Origin of the sequence: Acinetobacter sp. YH12241, assembly GCF_013417535.1 — a bacterium.
GTDB lineage: Bacteria > Pseudomonadota > Gammaproteobacteria > Pseudomonadales > Moraxellaceae > Acinetobacter.
The window spans coordinates 146168-158058 of record NZ_VPDQ01000005.1; the positions used below are offsets into that span (position 1 = coordinate 146168).

General features: G+C 41.5%; 10 protein-coding genes and 1 pseudogene. 8 read left to right on the forward strand and 3 right to left on the reverse strand.

Translation table 11 applies throughout. The features are described from left to right. Window positions 1-32: 32 nt before the first annotated feature. The 3 genes and pseudogenes from FTV18_RS04970 to mnmG all read right to left on the reverse strand — a co-directional run bounded on the left by FTV18_RS04970 (window position 33) and on the right by mnmG (window position 3385). Window positions 33-359, reverse strand: a complete 327-nt coding sequence (locus FTV18_RS04970; RefSeq protein WP_179992306.1) for a hypothetical protein — start codon at window positions 357-359, stop codon at window positions 33-35. Window positions 360-435: 76 nt separating this feature from the next. Then, a pseudogene (locus FTV18_RS04975) lies at window positions 436-1359 on the reverse strand (ADP-ribosylglycohydrolase family protein). 145 nt (window positions 1360-1504) lie between these two features. Beyond that, window positions 1505-3385 carry a tRNA uridine-5-carboxymethylaminomethyl(34) synthesis enzyme MnmG gene (gene mnmG / locus FTV18_RS04980; protein WP_180017739.1) on the reverse strand — a complete coding sequence of 627 codons (1881 nt, stop codon included), beginning with the start codon at window positions 3383-3385 and terminating at the stop codon, window positions 1505-1507. A gap of 249 nt (window positions 3386-3634) precedes the next feature. On the opposite strand from mnmG, the gene FTV18_RS04985 reads away from it, so the two are divergent. The 8 genes from FTV18_RS04985 to purD all read left to right on the forward strand — a co-directional run bounded on the left by FTV18_RS04985 (window position 3635) and on the right by purD (window position 11724). After that, on the forward strand, window positions 3635-4024 hold the full coding sequence (locus FTV18_RS04985; protein ID WP_051065385.1) for a hypothetical protein: 390 nt from the start codon (window positions 3635-3637) through the stop codon (window positions 4022-4024). A gap of 146 nt (window positions 4025-4170) precedes the next feature. Then, window positions 4171-5058 carry a bile acid:sodium symporter family protein gene (locus FTV18_RS04990; RefSeq protein WP_180017656.1) on the forward strand — a complete coding sequence of 296 codons (888 nt, stop codon included), beginning with the start codon at window positions 4171-4173 and terminating at the stop codon, window positions 5056-5058. An 87-nt stretch (window positions 5059-5145) separates the two neighbouring features. Continuing rightward, window positions 5146-6045, forward strand: coding sequence for a bile acid:sodium symporter family protein (locus FTV18_RS04995; protein ID WP_180017654.1), 900 nt, complete (start codon window positions 5146-5148; stop codon window positions 6043-6045). 123 nt (window positions 6046-6168) lie between these two features. Continuing rightward, window positions 6169-7074, forward strand: coding sequence for a 50S ribosomal protein L11 methyltransferase (gene prmA, locus FTV18_RS05000; protein WP_180017652.1), 906 nt, complete (start codon window positions 6169-6171; stop codon window positions 7072-7074). 18 nt (window positions 7075-7092) lie between these two features. Continuing rightward, a complete protein-coding gene (locus FTV18_RS05005) occupies window positions 7093-7953 on the forward strand; it encodes a DUF3426 domain-containing protein (RefSeq protein WP_180017650.1) in 861 nt (286 codons plus the stop codon). Between the two features lie 401 nt (window positions 7954-8354). Continuing rightward, on the forward strand, window positions 8355-8624 hold the full coding sequence (gene fis / locus FTV18_RS05010; protein WP_001086304.1) for a DNA-binding transcriptional regulator Fis: 270 nt from the start codon (window positions 8355-8357) through the stop codon (window positions 8622-8624). 94 nt (window positions 8625-8718) lie between these two features. Continuing rightward, on the forward strand, window positions 8719-10293 hold the full coding sequence (gene purH / locus FTV18_RS05015; protein ID WP_180017648.1) for a bifunctional phosphoribosylaminoimidazolecarboxamide formyltransferase/IMP cyclohydrolase: 1575 nt from the start codon (window positions 8719-8721) through the stop codon (window positions 10291-10293). A gap of 147 nt (window positions 10294-10440) precedes the next feature. After that, window positions 10441-11724: a phosphoribosylamine--glycine ligase gene (gene purD / locus FTV18_RS05020; RefSeq protein WP_180017646.1), complete on the forward strand. Its 1284-nt coding sequence runs from the start codon at window positions 10441-10443 to the stop codon at window positions 11722-11724. Window positions 11725-11891: the final 167 nt, after the last annotated feature.

Sequence of the window (11891 nt, forward strand, 5' to 3'; positions counted from 1 at the left end):
TTTTTTATTGCTTATATATAATAATGAGATTCTTACACTGTTAAACCGATATAACGTGAATAACCTGCCGCGCCTAGATCCGATTTTAAAATCAGATAATTCGGATAAGTACTTGTGGTGATTTCTTCGAACATGTTGACGATGTCATCATTGGCATGCAGTTCATCCACTGTTTTTCGCATAGTTTGCTCAAATTCATCGGTGATGTATTCAAAGCCGATATCCATGGCAATAAATAAGGTATGTTCACAGGGTTGAACATACTGCTCTTCTTGCCAATTAATGATGTCTTGATGGCAATGAGGGCAAGCGATGTTGTCTGTGGCTTGGATATCGAGTTCAACGAGTTGGTATGGCATTGGAATGATCTAGATGTGGAACTTTTGAATATTTTAGCAAATCCCAACATCATCGCAGTCATTCTTTAGAAAATTTCTACAACCATTGCACAAGCAATTCTTCCACCATTTCTTTACCTCGTAAATGATTCATCCAAGATGATGGAATTGCATCTACACCATAATATAAACCAGCTATACCACCCGCCACACATGCAGTCGTATCTGTATCATTACCCAGCGCAATTGCTGTCTTAATCACCTTTTCATAATCGCTAGCTTGTAGTGCGTAATATGCCGACTTTAAACAATCTACGACATAGCCAGTACCTGTCGGTCGATCCCAGTCATCACTTAAAATATGGTGCTCAAGCTCATCTAACGCACCATTCTGATCACTCAATTCACGCTTGAGTATTTCAATTGCTTCTATCCATGAATCTTGAATAGAACAACCATCTAAAATTTTACGTACCCATAAACAATATAATGCACAACATAATTTAGAACGGATATGCGCATGAGTCAGATGTGATTGTATAAATGCCGCCTCTATTAATTCACGATTAGAGCCTTGATGCCAGAGCGCTAAAGGCAATACACGCATCAGCGCAGCATTACCATTGGCATATTCATCATTTTTCGCAACTTGATTTAACTAGATACCCTATTGATAACGATGTATCGCATCAACCGTTTGAATTCCCACATCGAATACCTGACCATCGACAGCCATATAACCTGATTGGTACCAATCGCAAATCCGTTGCATAAAATCTTCAGGATTGAGTTTATTTTGATCTAACAATGAGGCCAACAAACATAATGCTTGTGCACCATCATCTGACCACGTTCCAATTGGAAGACTGGCATAAGTCCGCGCAAATCCTTTTGGGGGAATCATATCAATTTGTTCAATATCAGGCAGCTGGCTCGGCACTTTAAACTCATAAGGCACACCTACCGCATCACCAACAAGTAAACCGTAAATCGCGCCACGTATGTATTTTTCTCTATCCATGTTTTAGCTTCATTGTTGTACATTTCCCATAATTAACATAGCAAAATTACTGAATTTATTCATGAAATAATTGATCTTTTAATTTTTTTAACTTCATTAAATATAAAAAACCCGCATTACGCGGGTTTTTTATCACTTCAAAATCTTATGCAGATTTTTTCGCTTGGGCATTCTTACGAATCGTAATCATCACCAATTGAACTGCCGCAGGTGTTACACCCGGAATACGGCTTGCTTGAGCCAGTGTTTCAGGACGAATATCTTTTAACTTCAATGTAATTTCACGAGAAAGACCTGAAACAACATCATAGTCAAAATCAGCAGGAATCTTGGTTTCCTCTAAACGTTTCATTTGTGCAACGTCTTGATGCTGACGGTTGATATAACCTTCGTATTTCACCGCAATCTCAATTTGATCACCCACTTGTGGTGAAACTTCAGAACCTGTGAGCTCTGCAATTTGAGCAAAGGTGATGTTTGGACGTTTTAACAAATCAATTGCAGAACATTCTTTAGAAAGATCCGCACCCGTCATTTCTACGAATTTTTTACCCATTGGATTGTTTGGTGCAGCCCAAAGGTGTTGCAAACGACCTGTTTCTTTCTCTACAGCTTCCATTTTTTCACAGTAAGCTGCCCAACGTTCGTCATCAACCAGACCCATTTCACGACCGATTGGTGTTAAACGCTGATCCGCATTATCTTCACGCAACATCAAACGGTATTCCGCACGTGAAGTGAACATACGATACGGTTCTTTAGTACCTAAAGTAATTAGGTCATCAACCAGTACGCCCATGTATGCTTCATCACGTTTTGGTGTCCATTGTTCTTGATCCCATGCACGACGTGCAGCGTTCAAGCCTGCAAGCAAGCCTTGTGCGCCCGCTTCTTCATAACCGGTTGTACCATTGATTTGACCAGCAAAGTACAGGTTATTGATCGCTTTTGTTTCCAAAGTGAACTTTAATGCTTGAGGGTTGAAATAATCGTATTCGATTGCATAACCTGGACGAAGAATGTGCGCATTCTCCATACCACGGATTGAGCGTACCAATTCAAACTGAACATCAAATGGTAAAGAAGTAGAAATACCATTTGGATAAAGCTCATGTGTATCCAGGCCTTCTGGTTCAAGGAAGACCTGATGGGAGTCTTTATCAGCGAATTTATGAATCTTATCTTCAATCGATGGGCAATAGCGTGGACCTACACCTTCAATCACACCAGTGTACATCGGTGAACGGTCTAAACCGCCACGAATGATCTCATGAGTACGTTCATTGGTATGAGTGATGTAGCAATTCACCTGTTCAGGGTGCATAGACACATCACCCATAAATGACATGGTTGGAGACGGGAAATCACCCGGCTGCGGTATCATGACAGAGAAGTCGACTGAACGTGCATCAATACGTGGCGGTGTACCTGTTTTTAAACGACCTACAGGTAAGTTTAACTCACGTAAACGATGTGCCAATGAAATTGAAGGAGGATCGCCGGCACGACCACCTGAAGCATTGTTAAGACCGATATGAATCACACCACCCAAGAATGTACCTGCAGTTAGCACCACAGTTTTCGCATCAAAGCGAATACCCATTTGGGTCACGACACCTTTAACAGTATCGCCTTCAACAATCAGGTCATCTGCTGCTTGCTGAAAGATATCCAGATTCGCTTGATTTTCTAAAGTCTCACGAATCGCCGCTTTATAACGAACACGGTCAGCCTGCGCACGAGTTGCACGAACTGCTGCGCCTTTACGTGAATTCAGAATACGGAATTGAATACCGCCTTTATCGGCAGCCAGTGCCATTGCACCGCCCAAGGCATCAATTTCACGCACTAAATGTGATTTACCGATCCCGCCAATGGCCGGGTTACAGCTCATCTGCCCTAAAGTCTCAATGTTATGAGTTAAGAGTAATGTCTGTCGACCCATACGTGCTGCAGCCAGTGCTGCTTCCGTACCTGCGTGACCGCCACCGATAACAATGACATCGTATACTTTAGGATAGTGCATAGTGGTAAATAGAGAGATAGAAAAAGGATAGCTGAACATTATAGCAAACTTCCTTCCAAAGTTGACAAAATCACTTGAATTTATCCTTCGGAATTTACTCTGCCAGCCAATAAAGCAATGTAATTAAACTTTGCATACTTACTATATAAATTAAACATCTAAACTCAAAAAGTTACCCGACTCATATTGTTTAATATTGATTAGTTTTTAATCTATAAAGTGGTCACATTACAAACAAAGGTATACATGATGAATAAGAATATTTTCCTAGCAACAGCGCTCTGCGGTCTATGTTTCGCTCCATTTGCAGCCTCAGCAAATGATAAAGTCGAGAAGGTTTATAATGCCCAAAAATACCAGCAAGTTTGTAAAGGTAAATCAGAGGGCGCTCCTGTAAGTTTTGCTTACCGCGGCATTATCTGGAATGGTACCTGTCAGCAACAGTTCTTCCCTTCATCATCAACCAATATCAAAGGCGATGAACCTGAACTTTATACATCTTGTAGTTCAGGCGGCAAAACTTCAGCAACCATTAATGGCACTCAGGTCAATGGTAAATGTGCATTAGGCTTTACCCCTCCACGTCCACAGTCACAAATGCAAACTCAGCCTCAAACCCCATCTCAATCAGGGATGTAAATCACTATATACCTGATTAAATATATTTTTAATCAGAAACTTAACGGGTAAAATGCATAAATTTTACCCGTTTTTATATTGCTTATTTATTTATCTACGCTAAACTCAAAACATACCTAAAAAATGAATAATAAAAAGGAAACTTCATGGATTCGGGGTTTTTTAGTTTGTTTTTGCCGATTACTTTGGCAATTACGATGATGGGGTTAGGACTACAGTTAACAGTCAAGGATTTTCTGCATGTTAGTCGTTATCCCAAGGTGATTTTTATTGTCTTATTCTCACAACTGGTCATTTTAACCGGTTTAACCTTTTTAATCTGTCTGGTACTGGATCTGCCACCATTGCTTGCTGTAGGCATGATGCTGCTAGCTGCCTCTCCAGGAGGTGCCACTGCCAATCTGCTGAGCTATCTTTATAAAGGTGATGTGGCGCTTAATATCACGTTAACCGCTATCAATACGATTATTTCTATTTTCACCTTACCTTTTATTATGAACCTGTCCCTGTACTATTTTATAGGACAGGATACCGGCATCGGCTTACCGCTTGAAAAAATGGCTCAGGTTTTTCTGATTACGATTATTCCGGTTGTGATCGGCATGTTGATTCGGGCAAAATTTCCAAAGCTTTCAGATATTGTACATATGCCAATGCGGCTGCTATCTATCGCTTTTTTAAGCATGCTCTTGATCTATGCCATTTTCCAAGAGCGCTTTAACATCATCGAATATTTTGCCAGTATCGGGATTGCTACTTCCATATTATGTTTTTCCAGCCTGTTTCTCGGTTATTGCCTGCCTTTATTAATGGATATTCCAGACAAGATGGCACGCGCCTGCACCTTCGAAGTCGGCATTCATAATACGACTGTATCCATGACGATTGCGATTTCTGTCCTGAATAATGTCACCATTGCCATCCCTGCGGGTATTTATTCAATTGTCATGTACGTTTTTGCTGGTATTTTTGGCTTTATGATTAGTCAGCAGAAACTTAGCTATAGTGGCAAGAGTCGTTTATCAGATTTGTAACTTTCTAAGTCAATTTCCTGCTTAAGCTGTATGCTTTTTATAGAAAATTTAAAACTATTAAAATAAATTTCTATAAGGAGCATACAGATGGACTCTGGCATCATAACAATATTCCTCCCCCTCGCACTCGCCATCATCATGGTGGGATTAGGACTCGAACTCACGCTTAAAGATTTTGCCCGGGTCAGTCAGCACCCTAAAGCAGTGCTGGTTGCCTTGTTTTGTCAATTAATTCTACTGGTAAGCATTGCTTTCATTCTATGTAAAGTTCTGGCTTTACCACCTTTACTTGCTGTTGGTCTGATGTTGCTGGCCGCATCGCCAGGTGGCAGTACCGCAAATCTGTTCAGCTATTTGTTTAAAGGCGATCTAGCCCTCAATATTACCTTGACTGCGATCAATTCGGTGGTTGCTGCATTTACCTTGCCTTTAATTATGAACTTTTCCATTATGCATTTTATGCAGGACAGTCAGCAGATCAGCTTGCAGTTCGGAAAGATTCTGCAAGTGTTTGGTATCATTATTATACCAGTCGCGATTGGTATGTTGATTCGTCATTATGCGCCTGCGCTTACAGTAAAGTTAAACAAGCCTCTCCGCATTTTTGCAGTCCTCTTTCTGGTGCTGATTATTGCAGGAGCAATTTATAGTGAACGCGCCAATATTGCCGAATATCTGACTCAGGTGGGTTTAGCAACCGCCCTGTTCTGTCTCTTCAGCTTAATGATTGGCTATTTTGTTCCACGCCTGATGAATATCAATTCCGCTCAGGCACGTGCCAGCGCCTTCGAGATCGGTATTCATAACAGCACACTCGCCATGACTATTGCACTTACTGTCATGTCCAGCACTGTAGTTGCTATGCCCGCTGCGGTTTATTCAATCTTTATGTATATCTTCGCGGCTATTTTTGGATTATTACTGAATCGCTTTGCTCCAGTAGCTGCACGCCCTACCATCTCTCCCACTCAAGAAAATGCGTTTTAACCGGTTTTCGTAAAAAGGGTGCGAAAGCATCCTTTTTATTTGACTCCGTCTCAAGAAGATCACACCTTCAAGCTGAACTTCCGTTACAATAGCTTTTTGAAAAAATGTATAAAGGTTATTTCTGTGAAGTGGTTACAAATTCATATTACAGTTGATCAAGCTCAGGTAGATTTTACTGAAACATTACTTAGCTCACTGGGCGCCGTAAGTGTCACTCTGGATGATGCTGAAAACCAGGATTTACTGGAACCACTTCCAGGTGAAACACCGCTCTGGAATAAAGTGATCGTGACTGGCATCTATGCTCAAGAAGATGACGAAGAAGAAATCGATGTAGCTGCATTGGAAACCTTTATTCGCGCACAACTACCTGAAGCACCGATCCGCCATGAATTCTTGGAAGATCAAGCTTGGGAACGCACCTGGATGGATGCCTACGAGCCAATCCAGATTTCTGAAAAATTCTGGATTGTTCCAGAGTGGATGGAAGCGCCTGAAGCAGATGCAGTGAATATTAAACTTGATCCAGGTTTAGCTTTTGGTACAGGTAACCATGCCTCTACTTTCCTTTGCTTGCAATGGCTGGGTAAAACCGATGTAAAAGACAAGATCGTGATCGATTATGGCTGTGGTTCAGGCATTCTGGCTGTCGCGGCCCTGTTACTCGGTGCCAAATATGCCTATGCAACTGATATTGACCCACAAGCTGTTTTAGCGACTAAACAGAATGCTGAACTGAATGGCGTATTGGATCGACTTTATGTTGGTTTACCGGAAAAGTTCAATGCAGAACTTGGTGAGCAGAAAGCAGATGTGTTTGTTGCCAATATTCTGGCTGGCCCACTCATGATGCTTGAGCCTGAGTTCGCAGAATTGGTCAAACCTGAGGCAGAGTTCGCACTCGCAGGTGTTATCGAAGAGCAAGTTGCTGATGTTACTAGCATTTACTCAAAACATTTTGATATATTAGAAGTAGAAAAACGCGATGAACACTGGTGCCGTATCTCGGGGAAACGCCATAAGAATTAAAGAGTCTATAAAACATTTATGAGTGACAAGCGAACCCACTGCCCGACCTGCTCTACAACCTATAAAGTTACGGTTGCGCAATTAACCATTGCCCAAGGCATGGTTTGCTGCCCAAAATGTAGTACGACCTTTAATGCTTTATCGCATCTGGTGACCGAAGCACAGAATTCGGTCGCCCTTACCCATACGCCAAGTCATGTTTCTTATATTAATAGAAGCCTCACCGAATCTACTTCTTCAGTTAATTCTTCAGATCAGCACTATTTACTGAATATCTTTGATGAAAAAGTTGAAAACTCAAATATTGATCTGAAAACCTATCTGAACAACCTGAATTATTTCAGTACCGAACCGATTGCAGTCCTCCCTAGCATGAACTGGGATGATCAGGCTGATAAACAGCACAATAAAGGCCCGCTTTATTATTTAGGCTGGACCAGCCTGAACCTGTCCCTATTTGGATTACTGTTATTTCAATTCTTCTGGTTCAATCCGCACTATATTAAGAATAGTCATGTGATGAGTGTGGCTTTTAAAAATATCTGTGAAGTGTTCAACTGTTCCAATCTGGAAGAACATTACAATCTGATCAATACCAATAAGGTCAAAGCCAAAGCGATTGCCACAGATAAAACCCAGTTTAGTGGCGAGCTGATCAATTTCCACAAGCGCAGTCTGGAAATGCCAAACTTGAGAGTTCACCTTAAAGATCAGGGTGTGGTCTTGGCGACTTATAATTTAAAACCTCAGGAATACCTGATCGAAAGTCTGGTCAAGATTCAACGTATTCCCCAAAACAGCCCATTTAAATTTGAATTTGTGCTTCCTGTCGACCGTAAAGACTTCGATAATTACAGTTTGGAAATAATTCGACCTTAATATTGATAAAAACTATTAAAAAACGAAAAAAAAGTTAAAAAAAATGCAGTTTTCTTGCTCACTTTTCCCGAGACAATGGTATTATACGCGCCACGAAAGCTATGTGCTGCAAACTCCTCGCTACTTTTTCACAACAAATACAGTCTTGCCTAATGCGCTATAAAACTTATTGCGTATCGAGCAGATTTTTTTGTTTTGATTTTGGTCAGTAACAAAACTTTAACTATTGTTACGCTTATTTTTCGACCAAATCGTCGAGATGTGGCAAGCTACAAGCTCAATGTAATGACCAAGTTTTAGAACTCCAGTTTTAGGATCTAAAATGGAGTTCATTTCAATTTCTAGACCACTTTTATATATCGCTTTACCCAAGTGATATTTGATTTTTCGGATTAATTCGCATGAATAGCAAATCTCCTATTTTTACTGCACAATCTGATGTCGCTCTTCGTATTCACGTAGATCGCGCAGTTCGCCACTACTTTGCACAACTGCAAGGCGAGCAACCTTCTCAGGTGTACGACATGGTGCTGGCAGAAATGGAGAAGCCTTTATTATCTGTCGTTCTAGAATATACGCGTGGTAATCAGACACGCGCTGCCGAGATTCTCGGACTAAACCGCGGTACTTTACGTAAAAAGTTAAAAGCTCACGGTTTAATGAGTGAATAAATGGTAAAATGCTTGCGGCTACCGCAGGCATTTTTTTTGACTGTTAATTAGCTATTTAGATTTAATCTGTTCCTTGGTAACTGTGACGAAGATCATGACTATTAAACGCGCTTTAATCTCTGTTTCCGATAAAACCGGTATTGTGGAATTTGCACAAGACCTTGCTGCTCTTGGGGTAGAAATTTTATCTACAGGTGGTACATACAAATTGTTGAAAGACAATAATGTCGCTGTAGTAGAAGTTTCGGAGCACACTGGTTTCCCAGAGATGATGGACGGCCGTGTAAAAACGCTACATCCGAAAATTCATGGTGGCATCCTGGCTCGTCGTGGTCTAGACGAAGCTGTGATGGCTGAACACAACATCGATGCGATCGATCTTGTCGTTGTTAACCTGTATCCATTTGCTGCAACTGTAGCGAAACCAAACTGTTCACTGGCTGATGCGATTGAAAACATCGACATCGGTGGTCCAACAATGGTTCGTGCTGCTGCAAAAAACCACGCATCTGTGGGTATCGTGGTAAACGCTGCTGACTATGCAACTGTAATTGCTGAGCTTAAAGCTGATGGTGCTTTATCTTATGCAACCCGTTTTGACCTTGCGGTTAAAGCATTCGAACATACTGCTCAATATGACGGTATGATCGCATCTTACTTAGGCGCTCGCGTAGGTAAAGAAGCAGGTCAGGCAGACAAATTTGCGCGTACTTTCAATACTCAATTAAACAAAGCTCAAGACTTACGTTACGGTGAAAACCCGCATCAGTCTGCTGCTTTCTATGTAGATCCTGCTGCGAAAGAAGCTTCTGTTGCGACTGCTAAGCAGCTACAAGGTAAAGAACTTTCTTATAACAACATCGCGGATACTGATGCTGCACTTGAATGTGTGAAATCATTTGCGAAACCTGCTTGTGTGATCGTAAAACATGCGAACCCATGTGGTGTTGCAGTTTCTCTAGATGGCATCAAAGCAGCTTATGATCTTGCTTATGCAACCGACCCTGAATCTGCATTCGGTGGCATCATTGCATTCAACCGTGAATTAGACGTTGCAACTGCGCAAGCAATTGTGGATCGTCAATTCGTTGAAGTGATCATTGCTCCTAGCATCGCTGAAGGCGTACTTGAAGTAACTGGCGCGAAGAAAAATGTACGCGTACTGGTATGTGGCGAACTTCCAGCGATTAACGAACGTGCTCCACAACTTGACTACAAACGTGTAAACGGTGGTTTACTGGTTCAAGATCAAGACTTGGGCATGATCACTAAAGATGACTTGAAAGTTGTGACTAAACGTGCTCCAACTGAACAAGAAATCGATGACATGATCTTCGCTTGGAAAGTTGCAAAATACGTGAAGTCTAACGCGATTGTTTATGCGAAAAACCGTCAAACTATCGGTGTGGGCGCTGGCCAAATGAGCCGTGTAAACTCTGCTCGTATTGCTGCAATCAAAGCTGAACACGCTGGTTTAGTGGTTGAAGGTGCAGTAATGGCATCTGATGCATTCTTCCCATTCCGTGACGGTATCGATAACGCGGCTAAAGCTGGCATCAAATGCATCATCCAACCAGGTGGCTCAATGCGTGATGAAGAAACTATTGCAGCAGCTGACGAAGCTGGTATTGCAATGGTATTTACTGGCATGCGTCATTTCCGCCACTAATTTTTAAGTATTAAATTCCAAACCCTCCTTTTCGTAAGGAGGGTTTGTTACATCAGTAGATTATTTAATATCTTGCTATAAGATGTTAAAAGATTTTTAAACCTCATTGGGTTTGTGGAATTTCATTTTCGAGGGAATTTTCTAAAGATGAACATTTTAGTTTTAGGTAGTGGCGGCCGTGAACATGCACTTGCATGGAAAATCGCACAAGACGATCAAGTGGCAAAAGTATTTGTTGCACCGGGCAATGCAGGCACCGCAACTGAAAATAAATGTGAAAATGTCGCTTTGGACATTCTCAATAACCCTGCCATCATTGATTTTGCAAAAAATAATGCAGTTGAAATGATTATCGTGGGCCCTGAAGCACCGCTTGTGAATGGTGTGGTTGATGCTTGCCGCGAAGCAGGTGTGAAAGTTTGGGGTCCTACTCAATACGCTGCTCAGCTTGAAGGCTCTAAAGCATTCGCAAAACATTTCTTAAAACGTCATAACATTCCAACAGCTTTCTACGATGTATTTACTGAAGTAGATGCTGCGAAAGCATTTGTTGAAAAAAATGGTGCGCCAATCGTAATCAAGGCCGATGGTCTTGCTGCGGGTAAAGGTGTGATCGTTGCCATGACCAATCAGGAAGCATTTGATGCGATTGATGACATGCTGGCAGGCAACAAATTTGGTGATGCCGGTTCTCGTGTGGTGATTGAAGAATTCCTTGCAGGCGAAGAAGCATCTTTCATTTGTATGATTGATGGTGACAACATCCTGCCAATGGCAACGTCTCAAGATCATAAACGTATTTTTGAAGGCGACCAAGGTCCGAACACTGGCGGTATGGGAGCATACTCTCCTGCTCCTGTTGTGACTGCTGACGTATTCGAAAAAGCCATGAATGAAGTGATGCGTCCGACTGTTGAAGGCATGAAAAAAGATGGTCACGTATACACAGGTTTCTTATACGCAGGCTTGATGATTGACGACAAAGGCCAACCAAAAGTGATTGAGTTCAACTGTCGTTTTGGCGATCCAGAAACTCAACCAATCATGATGCGTTTAAAATCATCTTTGGTTGATTTAGTCCAAGCAGGTCTTGAAGGTAATTTACCTGCAGAAGCTGAATGGGATGAGCGTAAAACTGTCGGGATCGTACTGGCATCTAAAGGCTATCCTGAAACTTCTAGTAATGGCGATGTGATTTCAGGTTTAGATACTGAAATGACTGATGCGAAAGTCTTCCATGCAGGTACAAAAGCCAATGAAAATGGTGATATTGTCACTGCTGGCGGTCGTGTACTTTGTGTGACTGCTTTGGGTAATACCATTGGTGAAGCACAAGCGAAAGCATTAGAGCTTTGTGAGAAAGTGACTTTTGACGGCGTTCAATATCGTAAAGATATTGGTTACCGTGCAATTGCTCGTGAAAATGCTTAATTCTTTCTCGTAAAAAATTAAGTAAAAACCCCGCTGAGTGCGGTAATGCCAGTCAGTTAAGCAAATTTTAGTAAAATGTAGTAAAAATGAGTGTATGTAAATACGCTCATTTTTTTATGTCTTTATCTGAACATTTAGAATCCACTCTTGAACATTCTCTCCCATCA

What these genes read in the sequence shown, in the direction of transcription:
- FTV18_RS04970 (WP_179992306.1), bottom strand. Translation starts at nt 359, where the DNA reads ATGCCATACCAACTCGTTGAACTCGATATCCAAGCCACAGACAACATC.
- mnmG (WP_180017739.1), bottom strand. Translation starts at nt 3,385, where the DNA reads ATGCACTATCCTAAAGTATACGATGTCATTGTTATCGGTGGCGGTCAC.
- FTV18_RS04985 (WP_051065385.1), top strand. Translation starts at nt 3,635, where the DNA reads ATGAATAAGAATATTTTCCTAGCAACAGCGCTCTGCGGTCTATGTTTC.
- FTV18_RS04990 (WP_180017656.1), top strand. Translation starts at nt 4,171, where the DNA reads ATGGATTCGGGGTTTTTTAGTTTGTTTTTGCCGATTACTTTGGCAATT.
- FTV18_RS04995 (WP_180017654.1), top strand. Translation starts at nt 5,146, where the DNA reads ATGGACTCTGGCATCATAACAATATTCCTCCCCCTCGCACTCGCCATC.
- FTV18_RS05005 (WP_180017650.1), top strand. Translation starts at nt 7,093, where the DNA reads ATGAGTGACAAGCGAACCCACTGCCCGACCTGCTCTACAACCTATAAA.
- fis (WP_001086304.1), top strand. Translation starts at nt 8,355, where the DNA reads ATGAATAGCAAATCTCCTATTTTTACTGCACAATCTGATGTCGCTCTT.
- purH (WP_180017648.1), top strand. Translation starts at nt 8,719, where the DNA reads ATGACTATTAAACGCGCTTTAATCTCTGTTTCCGATAAAACCGGTATT.
- purD (WP_180017646.1), top strand. Translation starts at nt 10,441, where the DNA reads ATGAACATTTTAGTTTTAGGTAGTGGCGGCCGTGAACATGCACTTGCA.